General features: G+C 69.0%; 14 protein-coding genes and 1 pseudogene. 7 read left to right on the forward strand and 8 right to left on the reverse strand.

The features are described 5' to 3' along the window. Nucleotides 1-65: 65 nt before the first annotated feature. Nucleotides 66-224 (forward strand): hypothetical protein, encoded by a 159-nt coding sequence (locus D3A60_RS14505; RefSeq protein ID WP_157981432.1) that lies wholly within the window; start codon nucleotides 66-68, stop codon nucleotides 222-224. On the opposite strand, the gene hflD is transcribed toward D3A60_RS14505, so the two are convergent. From hflD to D3A60_RS08125, 4 genes are read right to left on the reverse strand one after another with little or no spacing between them, the layout of a single operon-like run. Next, nucleotides 212-811 carry a high frequency lysogenization protein HflD gene (hflD, locus tag D3A60_RS08110; protein WP_119719035.1) on the reverse strand — a complete coding sequence of 200 codons (600 nt, stop codon included), beginning with the start codon at nucleotides 809-811 and terminating at the stop codon, nucleotides 212-214. The genes D3A60_RS14505 and hflD overlap by 13 nt on opposite strands. Before the next feature lie 26 nt (nucleotides 812-837). Next, nucleotides 838-1,956, reverse strand: coding sequence for a tRNA 2-thiouridine(34) synthase MnmA (gene mnmA, locus D3A60_RS08115; RefSeq protein WP_119718192.1), 1,119 nt, complete (start codon nucleotides 1,954-1,956; stop codon nucleotides 838-840). Further along, the gene (locus tag D3A60_RS08120; protein WP_119718193.1) at nucleotides 1,953-2,432 is read right to left on the reverse strand and encodes an NUDIX hydrolase; all 480 of its coding nucleotides are present in this window, start codon (nucleotides 2,430-2,432) and stop codon (nucleotides 1,953-1,955) included. The genes mnmA and D3A60_RS08120 overlap by 4 nt, the downstream gene beginning before the upstream one ends. Further along, on the reverse strand, nucleotides 2,433-2,915 hold the full coding sequence (locus D3A60_RS08125; protein ID WP_119718194.1) for a hypothetical protein: 483 nt from the start codon (nucleotides 2,913-2,915) through the stop codon (nucleotides 2,433-2,435). 146 nt (nucleotides 2,916-3,061) lie between these two features. On the opposite strand from D3A60_RS08125, the gene clpS reads away from it, so the two are divergent. Both clpS and clpA read left to right on the forward strand, forming a co-directional pair. Further along, nucleotides 3,062-3,382 (forward strand): ATP-dependent Clp protease adapter ClpS, encoded by a 321-nt coding sequence (gene clpS / locus D3A60_RS08130; RefSeq protein WP_119718195.1) that lies wholly within the window; start codon nucleotides 3,062-3,064, stop codon nucleotides 3,380-3,382. Between the two features lie 155 nt (nucleotides 3,383-3,537). Beyond that, nucleotides 3,538-5,817: an ATP-dependent Clp protease ATP-binding subunit ClpA gene (gene clpA / locus D3A60_RS08135; RefSeq protein WP_119718196.1), complete on the forward strand. Its 2,280-nt coding sequence runs from the start codon at nucleotides 3,538-3,540 to the stop codon at nucleotides 5,815-5,817. Between the two features lie 97 nt (nucleotides 5,818-5,914). On the opposite strand, the gene infA is transcribed toward clpA, so the two are convergent. The 4 genes and pseudogenes from infA to trxB form a co-directional block, all read right to left on the reverse strand. After that, nucleotides 5,915-6,133, reverse strand: a complete 219-nt coding sequence (gene infA / locus D3A60_RS08140) for a translation initiation factor IF-1 (protein WP_031372296.1) — start codon at nucleotides 6,131-6,133, stop codon at nucleotides 5,915-5,917. A 107-nt stretch (nucleotides 6,134-6,240) separates the two neighbouring features. Next, nucleotides 6,241-6,996, reverse strand: coding sequence for a leucyl/phenylalanyl-tRNA--protein transferase (gene aat, locus D3A60_RS08145; RefSeq protein WP_119718197.1), 756 nt, complete (start codon nucleotides 6,994-6,996; stop codon nucleotides 6,241-6,243). A gap of 37 nt (nucleotides 6,997-7,033) precedes the next feature. Continuing rightward, nucleotides 7,034-8,149, reverse strand: a pseudogene (locus D3A60_RS08150) (GNAT family N-acetyltransferase); the annotation flags it as partial. Between the two features lie 37 nt (nucleotides 8,150-8,186). Continuing rightward, nucleotides 8,187-9,140, reverse strand: coding sequence for a thioredoxin-disulfide reductase (trxB, locus tag D3A60_RS08155; protein WP_119718199.1), 954 nt, complete (start codon nucleotides 9,138-9,140; stop codon nucleotides 8,187-8,189). A 269-nt stretch (nucleotides 9,141-9,409) separates the two neighbouring features. Between trxB and ald the strand changes: the two genes are divergently transcribed. From ald to D3A60_RS08175, 4 genes are all read left to right on the forward strand, one after another. Then, nucleotides 9,410-10,480, forward strand: a complete 1,071-nt coding sequence (ald, locus tag D3A60_RS08160; protein WP_119718200.1) for an alanine dehydrogenase — start codon at nucleotides 9,410-9,412, stop codon at nucleotides 10,478-10,480. 88 nt (nucleotides 10,481-10,568) lie between these two features. Beyond that, nucleotides 10,569-12,923, forward strand: coding sequence for a DNA translocase FtsK (locus D3A60_RS08165; RefSeq protein ID WP_231120442.1), 2,355 nt, complete (start codon nucleotides 10,569-10,571; stop codon nucleotides 12,921-12,923). Between the two features lie 89 nt (nucleotides 12,924-13,012). Then, nucleotides 13,013-13,633, forward strand: coding sequence for an outer membrane lipoprotein periplasmic chaperone LolA (gene lolA, locus D3A60_RS08170; RefSeq protein ID WP_119718201.1), 621 nt, complete (start codon nucleotides 13,013-13,015; stop codon nucleotides 13,631-13,633). Between the two features lie 168 nt (nucleotides 13,634-13,801). Beyond that, nucleotides 13,802-14,503 (forward strand): hypothetical protein, encoded by a 702-nt coding sequence (locus tag D3A60_RS08175; RefSeq protein WP_119718202.1) that lies wholly within the window; start codon nucleotides 13,802-13,804, stop codon nucleotides 14,501-14,503. Nucleotides 14,504-14,589: the final 86 nt, after the last annotated feature.

A 14,589-nucleotide genomic window follows, 5' to 3' on the forward strand; every position in this document is an offset into this window, starting at 1 on the left:
GTGCGTGACCGACCTCTCAGACGCTGCGGCAGCGTCGGCGTCTCATCCGCCGCACAGGGGGCACCATGAAAATGCACAGGACCAGCCGGTCGGACCGGCTAGAGCATCTGCTGCGGTGGATGATGGGCGTCGCGCTGGCCGCCGCGGTCGGCTGGGCGTGGATGGACAACGTGCACGGCACCGCGGGCGGCGCCCCCGGCACCGCGTTCGTTCAGCGCAGCTGATCCTCGATCGCCGCGAGCATCTGCCGGCGGCGCAGCAGGAAATCCCACAGGCTGCCGCCGAGCTGGCGCCACAGCACGGCCGAGCGCACCGCGGACAGCAGCACCGCGCGCACTTCGGCGACGACCTGGGCCTGTCCGAGGTAGTGCGGATTGCCCTGAACCAGCACGCGCGGCCGTAGGTGGCTCAGCGATTCGGAATACAGCGCGCCGAGCGCGGACAGGACGTCGGGGTGGGTGCTGCCGAGCCGCTCCGCGACCGGCGCCTGCGCTTCGATGCCGGCGCGCACGTGCGCGGACATCTCGTCGTCGCGAACGAAGCGGCGCTCCAGCTGCACGACCGCCAGCGCCAGACGGGGCAGCTGCTCGTCCTTGGCCTGGCTGGTGAAGTAGTCGCGCAGCAGCGTCAGGCCGGGCCGCAGCGAGCCGGGGCTGCCGTACACCTCGGCGGCGCTGGCGGCCTCGATGCGGAACACCGAGTCGATGCAGGCCTTCAGCATCTCTTCGTTGGCCTGGCCGGTGTCGGCCAGGCGGCGGACCTGCGCGAGCGCCTGGGCGAGGCCGGCGAGGGCGAGCACCCGCCCGTGCATCGGATCGGCGGTGTTGGAGCGTTCGGTCATGCGGCGTGGGCCCGGTGGCGTCGTTCGAGGGGGGCGTCGGTGGACGCGATCACCGCGCCACCCAGGCAGGTGTCGCCGTCATACAGCACCAGCGATTGCCCTGGCGTGACCGCGCGCTGGTCGCGTCCGAACGCGACCGACAGCGAACCGTCGTCGCGGACCTCGACCTCGCACGGTTCGTCGGGCTGGCGGTAGCGGGTCTGCGCGGTGCAGCTGAAACGCGCGGCCGGCGGCCCGCCGGCGATCCAGTGCGCGCCTTCCGACCACAGGCAGCGCGACTGCAGCCACGGCGTGTCGACGCCCTGGTCGACATACAGCACGTTGCCGGCGACGTCCTTGCCGACCACGTACCACGGCGCGGCATCGAAGCCCCGCACGCCGCCGATCTGCAGGCCTTCCCGCTGTCCGAGGGTGAAGTAGAAGACACCGGGATGCTCGCCGACCACGCGCCCGTCGGGGGTGCGGATCTCGCCGCTGCGCGCGGGCAGGTACCGACCGAGGAACTCGCGGAAGTCGCGCTCGCCGATGAAGCAGATGCCGGTGGAATCCTTCTTGGCCGCCGTCGGCAGCCCGGCGTCGGCGGCGATCCGCCGGACCTGCGACTTGGCCAGTTCGCCGAGCGGGAAGCGCGTCGCCGCCAGCTGCTGCTGCCCGAGCTGGTGCAGGAAGTAGCTCTGGTCCTTGCTGCGGTCGGCTGCGCGCAGCAGGCGCACGCGATTGCCGTCGCGTGCGACGCGCGCGTAGTGGCCGGTCGCGATGAACTCCGCGCCGATGCCGTGCGCGGCGTCGAGGAAGTGCTTGAACTTGATCTCGCGGTTGCACAGGACGTCGGGATTCGGCGTGCGCCCGGCCGCGTACTCGGCGAGGAAGTGCTCGAACACGCCGGCCCAGTATTCGCTGGAGAAGTCACGGAAGTGGATCGGAATGCCCAGGCGCCCGCAGACCGCCACCGCGTCGCGGCGGTCATCTTCGGCACGGCAGTCGCCGCTGCCGTCGTCGGCCCAGTTCTGCATGAACAGTCCGGCCAGCGGCTCGCAGGCGTCGCGCAGCAGCAGTGCCGCCACCGACGAGTCCACGCCGCCGGACACGCCGACCACGGTGCGCGGGGCGCTCATGCCAGGTGCTGGGCGAGCTGCAGCGGGTGGCGGCTGCCGGCCAGGAAGTCCGACACGGCGCGCCACACCAGCGGGCTGCGGTGGCGTGCGACATCGGCCTGCAGTTCGCCCGGGGTCATCCACACGGCGCGAACGATGCCGTCGTCGAGCGGCTGCGACGGGTCATGCTTTACCGGCTCGGCGCAGAACGCGAACCGCAGGTAGTGGCGTCCGCCGGTGCCGTCGGCCTGCAACGGTGCTTTCCACTGGTAGGCACCGACGAACCCGGTCAGGCGCACGTCCCAGCCGGTTTCCTCGCGGGTTTCGCGCAGGGCCGCGTCGACCAGGCTCTCGTCCGGCTCCAGGTGCCCGGCCGGCTGGTTCAGCACCAGTCGTCCGCCGGCGCTTTCCTCGACCATCAGCAGCCGTCCGTCGGCGACGACGATCGTCGCCACGGTCACATCCGGTTGCCAGAACTGGCCCTGCCGATAGCTCACTTACAGATCGTCCCGGTCGCCGGAAAGCTTGATTTCCATGTCGTCGGCGGTCTCGGCGGCGATGTCCATCGCCGATTCGAGCGCGGTGGCGTCGAGGCTGTCGGGCAGCTTGATGACGAAGTACAGCGCGTCCCCGTTGATCTCCCAGCTGCCCAGCTTGTTCTTGCGGCTCTCGGCCAGAAGCTCCAGCGCCTTGGCGCCATTGATCCCGTCCTTGCCGATGCGCGCCGCCGGCGCGAACACCTCGCGGACCTTGAAGCCGCCGACACTTTCGGTCGAGCCGGACACGAAGACCAGCTGCGAGCGGCCTTCGGCCTCGTAGTTGTAGGTGACCTTGTAGTCGCCGTCGTCGTCGACGACGTACTTGACCCCGCGCGCGTCCAGGCGAGCCTCGACCGAGGCGTCGGCCGCGTGGGCGGCGGGTGCGAGCAGCGCGCAGGCAAGCAGGAACAGCAGCGGTGACGCGATCGGGGCAGGGCGCATGGAGGCCTCGGAAGTGGATGGGTTGCCGCACGTTCATTCTGGAGCGCGGCGGGCAGGACGTCCATGCAATGCAGGCAGGGCCGCGCCGCGGGTGCGTCTGGCCGACGACGATCCAGCGCGTGCACCGCTGAAAGTACAATGGCCCGATGGCCTCCAACCCCGAATCCGACCACCAGCACGGCGTCGCCGTACAGACCGGCACGCCCGAAGTCGCGCGGCCGCCGCTGTACTCGGTGATGCTGCTCAACGACGACTACACGCCCATGGACTTCGTGGTGGAAGTGCTGATGCGCTTCTTCCCGATGAGCGCCGAGAAGGCGACCCAGATCATGCTGCACGTCCACACCCGGGGCCGGGGGGTGTGCGGGGTCTACACCCGGGAAGTCGCTGAATCCAAGGTGGCCCAGGTGAACGAATACTCAAGGCTCAACCAGCATCCCTTGCTGTGCACGATGGAAAAGGCCTAATAGTCCGGCGTAGGACGTCCTACTCGGCGAGGGGGTGGAACCCGACCCGACCGGGGCGGTCCAACCCGCATGATCGGCCTGCACGGGACTTGCATGGAAAAGGCCAGGCACGTCCCCATCTAGGACAGCAGTCGCTTTCCGGAGGCTTCCGCCCCATGTTCAGCAAGGACCTCGAATTCAGCATCGGCCAGTGCTACAAGCGCGCCCGCGAGGCGCGCCACGAGTACATGACGGTCGAACACCTGCTGCTGGCGCTGCTCGACAACCCGTCGGCCGAGGCGGTGCTCAAGGCCTGCAGCGCCGATTTCCCCCGACTGCGGTCCGACCTGGAGCAGGCGATCGCGACGTCCGTGTCGGTCCTGCCGGTCGACATCGACCGCGACACCCAGCCGACGCTCGGGTTCCAGCGCGTGTTGCAGCGCGCCGTCTACCACGTCCAGTCCTCGGGCAAGAAGGAAGTGACCGGCGCCAACGTGCTGGTCGCGATCTTCGGCGAAAAGGACAGCCACGCGGTGTACTTCCTCAACCAGCAGGATATCGCCCGGCTCGACGTCGTCAACTACATCTCCCACGGCATCGCCAAGCACGGCGACGAGGGTGGCTCGTCGTCCGACGAGTCGGAGTCGAAGGGCACCGAAGGCGAGGGTGGCGACGGTAAGTCCGATGCGCTGGCCGAGTTCGCGGTCAACCTCAACCTGCTGGCGCGTGAGGGCAAGATCGATCCGCTGGTCGGTCGCGCGGACGAGGTCGAGCGCACGATCCAGGTGCTGTGCCGCCGTCGCAAGAACAACCCGCTGTATGTCGGCGAAGCCGGCGTCGGCAAGACCGCGATCGCCGAAGGCCTGGCCAAGCGCATCGTCGATGGCGACGTGCCGGAGGTGCTGCTCGACGCGACCATCTTCGCGCTCGACCTCGGCGCCCTGGTGGCCGGCACCAAGTACCGCGGCGACTTCGAAAAGCGGCTCAAGGCAGTTTTGGCGCAGTTGAAGAAGCTGCCGGAAGCCATTCTTTTCATTGACGAAATCCACACCATCATCGGCGCCGGCTCGGCCAGCGGTGGGACCATGGACGCGTCCAACCTGGTCAAGCCCGCGCTGTCGTCCGGCGAGCTGCGCTGCATCGGCTCGACCACGTTCCAGGAGTACCGCGGCATCTTCGAGAAGGACCGGGCGCTGGCCCGGCGCTTCCAGAAGATCGACATCGTCGAGCCCACCGTCGGCGAGAGCGTCGAGATCCTGCACGGGCTCAAGCCCAAGTACGAGGCGCACCACGGCGTCACCTACGCCGACGAGGCGCTGCAGGCCGCGGTCGACCTGTCGGTCAAGCACATCGGCGACCGGCTGCTGCCGGACAAGGCCATCGACGTGATCGACGAGGCCGGCGCGCGCCAGCGGCTGCTGCCGGAAGGCGAACGCAAGCTGCTGATCGACGTCGAGGAGATCGAGACGATCGTCGCCAAGATGGCGCGCATCCCGGCCAAGCAGGTCAGCGCCTCGGACAAGGACGTGCTGCGCAACCTCGAGCGCAACCTGAAGATGGTGATCTTCGGCCAGGACCCGGCGATCGACACGCTGACGTCCGCGATCAAGCTCGCCCGCTCCGGGCTGGGCAACCCGGACAAGCCGATCGGCAACTTCCTGTTCGCCGGCCCGACCGGCGTCGGCAAGACCGAGGTCACCCGCCAGCTCGCGCTGCAGCTGGGCATCGAACTGGTCCGCTTCGACATGTCCGAGTACATGGAGCCGCACTCGGTCTCGCGCCTGATCGGCGCGCCTCCGGGCTACGTCGGCTTCGACCAGGGCGGCCTGCTGACCGAGAAGATCGTCAAAACGCCGCACTGCGTGCTGCTGCTGGACGAGGTCGAGAAGGCGCACCCGGACATCTTCAACATCCTGCTGCAGGTCATGGATCGGGGCGTGCTGACCGACACCAACGGGCGCGAGGCGAACTTCCGCAACGTGATCCTGGTGATGACCACGAATGCCGGCGCGGCGCAGGCAGCCCGGCGCACGATCGGCTTCACCAAGCAGGACCACAGCACCGACGCGATGGAGGTCATTCGCCGGAGCTTCACGCCGGAGTTCCGCAACCGCCTCGATGCGGTCGTGCAGTTCCAGCCGCTGGGCTTCGAGCACATCCTGCGCGTGGTCGACAAGTTCCTGATCGAGCTCGAGGCGCAGCTGCACGAGAAGCACGTGACCCTGTCGGCGACGCCGGCGGCGCGCGATTGGCTCGCCCAGCACGGTTTCGACCCGCTGATGGGTGCCCGCCCGATGGCGCGGGTGATCCAGGACAAGATCAAGCGCCCGCTGGCCGACGAACTGCTGTTCGGCAAGCTGCTCAACGGCGGCCGGGTCAGCATCGACGTGCGCGACGACGAGCTGGTGGTCGACGCGCAGGCCGAGCCGGAGAAGCTGCTACCGGCCACGGTGTGACCGGTCCTCCAAGCGGACACAGAAAAAGGCGGTCCAGGCCGCCTTTTTCTTTCAATTACTTACCGATACTTCGTGAAGCAGTGCGCGAAAGCGCCGATTACTTCATCCGGTAGGTGATACGGCCCTTCGTCAGGTCGTATGGGGTCATTTCGACCTTGACCTTGTCGCCGGTGAGGATGCGGATGTAGTTCTTGCGCATGCGGCCGGAGATGTGGGCAATGATCTCGTGCCCGTTTTCGAGGCGTACCCGGAACATGGTGTTCGGAAGGGTTTCCGCCACCGTGCCCTCGAATTCGATCACGTCGTCTTTTGCCATGTGGTCCTTGGTAATGCTTGTCGCGGTATGCGGACCGTTCGGGCCCGCGAAGCCGCGCATTCTGCCACGCGCGGGGCACCGAGGGCAAAGGCGATCCCGCCGGGGGTTCAGCCCGACGGGTGGACCGCGGCGGACGCCAGCGCCCGCGCCGCGCGTTCGCCGAAGCGATCGGTCCACGGACCCGGTGGCCCGTCCGCGCAAACCAGGGGGGCGATCGCCTGCTGGAAGCGGCTTCTCGGCCAGAGCTCGACCCCGAGTCGCTGGAGGTGGTCGTTGTCGACCTGGGCGTCGAGCAGCGGCCAGCCCCAGTCGTGGAGCGCCCGAGCCAGGCTGGCCAGCGCGACCTTAGACGCCCCGGATTCGGCACTGAACATGCTTTCGCCGAAGAACATGCGGCCGACGGCCATCCCGTACAGCCCGCCCACCAGCCGCTCACCGTCGTAGACCTCCACCGAATGCGCGTGGCCGAGGCGGTGCATGTCGGCGTACGCCTCGCGCATGTCGCCGGTGATCCAGGTGCCGCGCTGGCCGCGACGAGGGATTGCGGCGCACGCCGCCAGCACCGCGTCGAACGCGGTGTCGGCTCGCACGGTCCAGCCGCAGTCGCGCAGGCTGCGACGGAAGCGCCGCGTCAGGTGGACGCGGTCGGTGCGGAACACGGCACGCGGGTCGGGGCTCCACCACAGGATCGGCTGGCCGCTCGAGTACCACGGGAAAATGCCGCGGCGGTAGGCGTTGAGCAGGCGGGCGGGGGACAGGTCGCCCCCGAAGGCGAGCAGTCCGTCCGGCTCGCGCAGCGCGCCCGCCGGATCGGGAAAGGGCGCGTCAGGATCCGACGGGAGGACGGGCAGGCGAAGCGGCATCGGCCGGATGATCGCCCGCGAGCGCGTCGGCCGTCGACTTGAAGGGTGAGTGCGTTGCCAGCCGATCCCGGTGCCGCCGGACCGCCGCGCGCTCTTCGGCGCACCAGTGGCGCAGGGCGTCACGGAACGCCGGCTCCCCGATCCAGTGCCGGCTGCGCACCGTCGTCGGCAGGAAGCCACGCGCCAGCTTGTGCTCGCCCTGCGCCCCGGGCTCGAAATGCGTGAGGCCCTCGCGCAGGCAGTAGTCGATGCCCTGGTAGTAGCAGGTCTCGAAATGCAGGCCGGGCAGCGTGACGTCGCTGCCCCAGTAGCGCCCGTACAGCGTGTCCCGCCCCCGCAGGCAGAGCGCGCCGGCGATCGGCTCCCCGTCGACCTCGGCCAGCAGGATCACCAGCGCGCGCGGCATCGCCTGCGCCAGGTGCTGCAGGAACGCGAAGGTGATGGCCGGGTGGTTGCCGTACTCGGCGAAGGTCTGCAGGTAGAAGCGGTGCATCGCCGCGAGGTCCGACTCGCTTGCGTCAGTCCCATGGACGGCGCGAAACCGGACGCCGGCGCGCGCGACCCGGGCACGTTCCTGCCGGATGTTCTTGCGGTGCTTGTGGTCCATCGCCGCGAGGAACGCATCGAAGTCGCGCCAGCCGGCCGCGTTGTGCCAGTGGTACTGGATGTCCTCGCGCGCAAGCCATTCGGGCCCGAACGCCGCGTCCTCGTCCGCGCGGTGGAAGTTGACGTGCGCCGAAGACCAGCCGTCGCGGGCGGTCTGCAGCGCCATCGCATCGAGCAGGGCGCGTCGGCCGGCCTCGTCGCGCGCGAGCAGGCGCGGGCCGGTGACCGGGGAATACGGCACCGCGCACAGCCACTTCGGAAAGTAGTCGAGGCCGTGCCGGGCGAAGGCATGCGCCCACGCGTGGTCGAACACGAACTCGCCGTGCGAGTTTTCCTTGGCGTAGCCGGGCGCCGCGGCGACCAGTTCGTCGCCGTTCCACAGCGTCAGGTGACGCGGCGTCCAGCCCCACTGCGCGCGCAGGCACCCGTGCTGCTCCATGCCGGCGAGAAACGCGTGGGCAACGAACGGGTTGGCACCATCGTGCAGCGCATCCCACTGCGCGGGGGTCACTTCGGCGAGGTCCGAAAGCAATCGGACCTCGGGCACGCCCGGTCTCATCCCGACGTCGCGCCCGCGGCCGGCATCAGCCTTCCTTGTCGAGGAACTTCTCGGCGTCGAGCGCGGCCATGCAGCCGAAGCCCGCCGAGGTGATGGCCTGGCGGTAGACCTGGTCGGCCACGTCGCCGGCGGCGAACACGCCCGGCACCGAGGTCTGCGTCGCGTTGCCGTCGAGGCCGGTGTTGATCGTCAGGTAGCCGTTCTTCATCGCCAGCTGGCCTTCGAACAGGCTGGTGTTCGGGGTGTGGCCGATGGCGACGAACAGGCCGTGGATGGCGATGTCGCGGGTCGAGTCGTCCTGCACCGAGCGCACGCGCACGCCGGTCACACCGGCGTCGTTGCCGAGCACCTCGTCGACCTGGTGGTGCCAGACCGGCTCGATCTTGCCGGACTGGATCTTCGCGAACAGCTTGTCCTGCATGATCTTCTCGGCGCGCAGCGTGTCGCGGCGATGCACGAGGTAGACCTTGCGCGCGATGTTAGACAGGTACAGCGCCTCTTCGACCGCGGTGTTGCCGCCGCCGATCACCGCCACGTCCTGGTCCTTGTAGAAGAAGCCGTCGCACGTCGCACACGCCGAGACGCCGCGCCCCTTGAACTGCTCTTCGGACGGCAGGCCGAGGTACTTCGCCGTCGCACCGGTCGAAATCACCAGCGCGTCGCAGGTGTACTCGCCGCTGTCGCCGATCAGCTTGAACGGGCGCTTGGACAGGTCGGCGGTGTGGATGTGGTCGAACACGACCTCGGTGTCGAAGCGCTCGGCATGCGCCTGCATCCGGGCCATCAGGTCCGGACCCATCAGTCCGTGCGCGTCGCCGGGCCAGTTGTCGACCTCGGTCGTCGTCATCAGCTGGCCGCCCATCTGCAGGCCGGTGATGACCGTCGGCTTCAGGTTCGCGCGCGCTGCGTAGACCGCGGCGGTCCAACCGGCCGGACCGGAACCGAGGATGACGAGGCGGGAATGCTTGGACGGGGTCATGGGTATAATCGTGGCCTGAGGGATGCGCCGTCGCGGCGCCAGAACAGACCGCGATGCCTGCGCCACCAGGCGCGTCGCACCGGGGTCCGGCGAGCGTCATAGCTTGGCGGCGGCGTCCCGGCAAAACAAGGCGCGTCGCGGTCGACACTGTTCCGTGCGGCCGCATGCGTCGTGGCCCCCACGCCCACGGCAGTCGAACCAGCTTCATCGAACCAGACCCGCTGCGCCGCTGACGCGGCTTTTTTTTCGGGTCGCTACGGAGAACGGCAATGCGTATCGGTGTACCGAAGGAAACCAAGACCCTCGAGGGGCGCGTCGCGCTCGTTCCCGCCGCCGCTGGCGACCTGGTCAAGCGCGGCCACGAGGTCTGGATCGAGCAGGGCGCCGGACTGAAGTCCGGTTTCAAGGACGAGCAGTACACCCAGCTCGGCGTCAAGATCGCGCCCGACGCCGCCGCGCTGTACGAGAAGGGCGAGCTGATCGTCAAGGTCAAGGAGCCGATCGCCGGCGACCTCCAGCACCTGCGCCGCGACCACCTGCTGTTCTGCTACCTGCACCTGGCCGCCGAGCCGGTGCTGACGAAGCAGCTGCTCGACATCGGCCTGACCGGCGTCGCGTTCGAGACGGTCGAGCTGCCCAACGGCGACCTGCCGCTGCTGGCGCCGATGTCGATCATCGCCGGCAAGATTGGCGTGCAGGTCGGCACCCACCTGCTGCACCAGCCCATGGGCGGCAAGGGCAAGCTGCTTGGCGGCCTGCCGTCGACCGAGCGCGGCAAGGTCGTGGTGTTCGGCGCCGGCCAGGCCGGTGGCGCGTCGGCGGCGCTCGCGGCGTCCGGCGGCTCGAACGTCACCGTGTTCGAGATGCGCCAGGACCGCATGGACCAGATGATGCGGCTCGGCAACAACGTCACCACCTTGTACCCGTACGTCGACGTGGTCGCGCGCGAAGTCGCCTCGGCCGACCTCGTCATCGGCGCGGTGCTCGTGACCGGCGCCCGCGCACCGCACGTGCTGACCCGCGAGATGCTCAAGGGCATGGAGGACGGCAGCGTCGTCGTCGACATCTCGATCGACCAGGGCGGCTGCTTCGAGACCTCGCGTCCGACCACCTGGAAGGAGCCGACCTACGTCGAAGAGGGCGTGACCCACTTCTGCGTGACCAACATGCCCGGCGCCGTGCCGCAGACCTCGTCGCAGGCGATCTGCGCGGCGATCCTGCCGTGGGTGAACAAGCTCGCGTCGGGCGACCAGTGGCGCCAGAACCAAGCGCTGCTGCGCGGCATCAACGTCGAGGGCGGCCAGCTGGTCCACCCGGCGCTGCAGGGCATGGCGCTCTGACGAGCCGGGCCGCGGAAACCCTGTCAGAGGGCAGGGTTTCTGCGTATATTCAACGACTAACAGAAGGTAGCTGAGGCAGAACGTCACAGTGGCGCAAGCGTCGACCGCCCGCAAGAAGGCACCCGCTGCGCCCAAGGCGCCGCCGTCGCCGCGCCGCCAGCGCCTGATGCGCGACATCGCGATGATCGTGATCGCGCCGCTGCTGCTGTACCTGTTCGTCTGCCTCGTCACCTATTCGCCGTCCGACCCGGGCTGGTCGCACTCCGGCAGCGTCACCGCGCCGCTGCGCAACGCCGGCGGCCACGTCGGGGCCTGGCTCGCCGACGTGCTGCTGTACCTGTGCGGCTACGTCGCCTTCGTGCTGCCGCTGATCCTCGGCCTGATCGCTTGGATCGCGCTGTTCGGGCTGGACGCCGATGGCGATGGCGACGCCGACCTCGGGCCGGCACTGCGGCTGGTCGGCATCGTAGGCTTCCTGGTCGCCGCCACGGGGCTCCTGCAGCTGCGTTGGGGCATGGTCGCGGACCTCTCGGCCGGGGCCGGCGGGATCCTCGGCCGGCTGGTCGGCAACTCGCTGCTCACCGGGTTCGGCGCCGTTGGCGGCAACCTGTTCCTGATCGCGCTGCTGCTGATTTCGGTCACGCTGGCCACTGGCCTGTCGTGGCTGACGGTGATGGACCGGATCGGCCAGTGGACTCTGGCGCTCGCGCCGGCCGTCGGCGCGCTGTTCCGCCGCGGCAGCCAGCAGGCCAACGACTGGCAGCAGACCCGGGCCTTCCGCGAGGAGCGCGAGGAAGCACGCAAGGTCGACACCGAACTGCGCGCCAAGCGCGCGCCGGTCAAGATCGAACCGCCGGCCGCGCCGGTCGTCGAGAAGAGCGACCGGGCCAAGCGCGAAACCCAGATCCCGCTGTTCCACACCGGCGACGGCAGCGGCATCCCGCCGCTGGCGCTGCTCGACGACCCCAAGCCGCAGGCCAAGGGCTACAGCGAGGAGACGCTCGAGACGCTGTCGCGGCAGATCGAGTTCAAGCTCAAGGACTTCCGTATCGACGCGCAGGTCGTCGGCGCCTACCCAGGCCCGGTGATCACGCGCTTCGAGATGGAACCGGCGCCCGGCGTAAAGGTCAGCCAGATCAGCACGCTCGACAAGGACATCGCGCGCGGCCTGTCGGTCAAGTCCGTGCGCGTGGTCGACGTAATCCCGGGCAAGTCGGTGATCGGCCTGGAAATCCCGAATACCTCGCGCGAGATGATCTTCCTGTCCGAGCTGCTGCGCTCGAAGGAATACGACAAGTCGACCAGCCCGCTGACGCTGGCGCTGGGCAAGGACATCGCCGGCCGCCCGACCGTGGCGGACCTGGCGCGTATGCCGCACCTGCTGGTCGCCGGCACCACTGGCTCGGGCAAGTCCGTCGCGGTCAACGCGATGGTGCTGAGCCTGCTGTACAAGGCCTCCGCGAAGGACCTGCGGATGCTGATGATCGACCCGAAGATGCTGGAGCTCTCGGTCTACCAGGGCATCCCGCACCTGCTCGCGCCGGTCGTGACCGACATGAAGGAAGCCGCCAACGGCCTGCGCTGGTGCGTGGCGGAGATGGAGCGCCGCTACAAGCTGATGAGCGCGGTCGGGGTGCGCAACCTCGCTGGCTTCAACAAGAAGGTCAAGGACGCGCGCGACGCGGGCCAGCCGCTGATGGACCCGCTGTTCAAGCCGAACGCCGAGCTGGGCGAGGCGCCGCGACCGCTCGAGGAGATGCCGTTCATCGTCATCTTCATCGACGAGTTCGCCGACATGATGATGATCGTCGGCAAGAAGGTCGAAGAGCTCATCGCCCGCCTCGCGCAGAAGGCGCGCGCGGCCGGCATCCACCTGATCCTCGCCACACAGCGGCCGTCGGTCGACGTGATCACCGGCCTGATCAAGGCCAACATCCCGACCCGCGTCGCTTTCCAGGTCAGCTCGAAAATCGATTCGCGCACCATCCTCGACCAGTCCGGCGCCGAGACGCTGCTGGGTCACGGCGACATGCTGTACCTGCCGCCGGGCACCGCGATGCCCGAGCGCATCCACGGCGCGTTCGTGTCCGATGACGAAGTGCACCGCGTGGTCGAGCACCTCAAGCAGGTCGGCGGCACGCCGGACTACATCGAGGGCGTGCTCGACGAGGTGCAGTCGCTCGGCGACGGCGTGGTCATCGGTGCCACCGGGCTTCCGGAGAGCGGCGGCGGGGCAGGGGACGAGTCAGACCCGCTGTACGACGAGGCGGTGCGGATCGTGACCGAGACCCGGCGCGCGTCGATCTCCGGCGTGCAGCGCCGATTGAAGATCGGCTACAACCGCGCGGCGCGCCTGATCGAGGCGATGGAGGCCGCAGGCATCGTGACCCCGCCGGAGCACAACGGCGACCGCAGCGTGCTGGCCCCGCCGCCGCCGAAGTAGCTGAACGCACGAGGCGCGCCGCGGCGATGTCGTCGCCGCATTCAGGCTTGGCCTCGCACACTCTGACCCGTCTTCCGAAGGAGCCTGCGATGCGCGCCCTGATCACTACCGTCGGCCTCGCGGCCGCCCTGTTCGCAAGCTCGGCCACGGCCGGCGCGCGCGACGACCTCAACGCGTTCACCAAGGGGCTGAAGGGGCTCGACGGCCGCTTCAGCCAGCAGGTGTTCGATCCCAAGGGCAAGGTCAAGGAGCGCAGCAGCGGCACCGTGGCGCTTTCGGCCCCGCGCCTGTTCCGCTGGGAGTACGCCAAGCCGTACCCGCAGGTGATCGTGGCCGACGGCAAGCACGTCTGGGTGCACGAACCCGACCTCGGGCAGGTGACCAAGCGTCCGCAGGGCGCGGCCGAGCAGGACAGCCCGCTGTCGGCGCTGATCGACCCCGCCAAGCTCGACAGCCGCTACGTAGTGAAGGAAGAGGCGAGCGCGCAGGGGCTGAACTGGCTCTCGCTCGCGCCCAAGGGCAACGGCGATGCGAGCTTCCGCACCGCGCGTCTGGGCTTCGGCAAGGGCGTGCTGGCGCGGATGGAAGTGGTCGACGCGCTGGGCCAGCGGACCGTGATCGAGTTCAACGGCTGGAAGCGCAACCCGCGGTTCTCGACCGGCACGTTCCGCTTCGTCCCGGCCAAGGGCGTGGACGTCATCGGCGGATAGTCCTCGACGAAACGCGCGATGAACGACGGCGGCCGATCGGCCGCCGTCTTCGTATTCAGCTCTGGAACCGTTCAGTTGCAGGGCCTGCGCGTCACCGGATATCGACGCCTGCCTGTCCATCGTTTGCCCAACGCAGCCAGCCGGCAGCGCGAACGCGGAACCACGACGATGCAACGACTAGCGCTCCTCCTCGGACTCGGGCTCGCCAGCTTCATCGCGACGTCCAACGGCATCGAAGAAGGCTCCGCTCCGCTGATGGTGCAGGCGCGCGCATCCGATCCGACCCCGCAGTCGCGCATCGAAGGCGAGGAGGCGCTGGACGGCGCCGTTGCCGGCGCGGTCATCGGCGCGATCGCGAGCAAGTTCGACGAGCGCGACGTCGAGATCAAGCTCGACCGAGTCGCCATCGAGCCGGCCAGCCCGCGCGACCGGGCCCTGGACGGCGAAGGGCTGGTCCGCTTCGGCGGCGAGCAGGAGTGGATCGCGTTCGAGTTCGACGCGATGTACGACACTGAGCGTGCGGTCGTCAGCTCGCCGCAGCTGCGATTCGGCGGCGGTGACGACAACGGCGTCGAAGTGGCCGACGGCAGCGCCCTGGCCCGCGATCTAAACACCGCGATCTCGTCTGCGCTGCACGAGGAATTCCCGCAGCAGCCGGTGCACTGGCAGGCCGACCGGATCGAATCCGGCGCCGGCAAGGGACGCTTCGTCCGCGTCGAAGCGACCGGTCTGGTCGATTTCGCGCGCGAGGGCAACGCGCTGGCGACCGTCGAGGCGATCTACGACCGCAGCAAGGGCCGCTGGGTCCAGCTGGACTACGAACTGGGCGAGAGCGTGCCGCGCGAGGACGCCGGCTTCGCGGCGCGCTGACCCGGGCCCACGCCCGCGCGGATCGCGCCGGGTGGCTGCGGGAAGATTGGTATCGTGGCGACTCGCTTTGGTAACGATTCCGGCCC

The sequence above is a fragment of the Cognatilysobacter tabacisoli genome (assembly GCF_003586305.1).
Classification (GTDB): domain Bacteria; phylum Pseudomonadota; class Gammaproteobacteria; order Xanthomonadales; family Xanthomonadaceae; genus Cognatilysobacter_A; species Cognatilysobacter_A tabacisoli.

Coding starts and splice junctions, on each gene's coding strand:
- D3A60_RS14505 (WP_157981432.1), top strand. CDS start 66: ATGAAAATGCACAGGACCAGCCGGTCGGACCGGCTAGAGCATCTGCTG.
- hflD (WP_119719035.1), bottom strand. CDS start 811: ATGCACGGGCGGGTGCTCGCCCTCGCCGGCCTCGCCCAGGCGCTCGCG.
- mnmA (WP_119718192.1), bottom strand. CDS start 1,956: ATGAGCGCCCCGCGCACCGTGGTCGGCGTGTCCGGCGGCGTGGACTCG.
- D3A60_RS08125 (WP_119718194.1), bottom strand. CDS start 2,915: ATGCGCCCTGCCCCGATCGCGTCACCGCTGCTGTTCCTGCTTGCCTGC.
- clpS (WP_119718195.1), top strand. CDS start 3,062: ATGGCCTCCAACCCCGAATCCGACCACCAGCACGGCGTCGCCGTACAG.
- clpA (WP_119718196.1), top strand. CDS start 3,538: ATGTTCAGCAAGGACCTCGAATTCAGCATCGGCCAGTGCTACAAGCGC.
- infA (WP_031372296.1), bottom strand. CDS start 6,133: ATGGCAAAAGACGACGTGATCGAATTCGAGGGCACGGTGGCGGAAACC.
- aat (WP_119718197.1), bottom strand. CDS start 6,996: ATGCCGCTTCGCCTGCCCGTCCTCCCGTCGGATCCTGACGCGCCCTTT.
- trxB (WP_119718199.1), bottom strand. CDS start 9,140: ATGACCCCGTCCAAGCATTCCCGCCTCGTCATCCTCGGTTCCGGTCCG.
- ald (WP_119718200.1), top strand. CDS start 9,410: ATGCGTATCGGTGTACCGAAGGAAACCAAGACCCTCGAGGGGCGCGTC.
- lolA (WP_119718201.1), top strand. CDS start 13,013: ATGCGCGCCCTGATCACTACCGTCGGCCTCGCGGCCGCCCTGTTCGCA.
- D3A60_RS08175 (WP_119718202.1), top strand. CDS start 13,802: ATGCAACGACTAGCGCTCCTCCTCGGACTCGGGCTCGCCAGCTTCATC.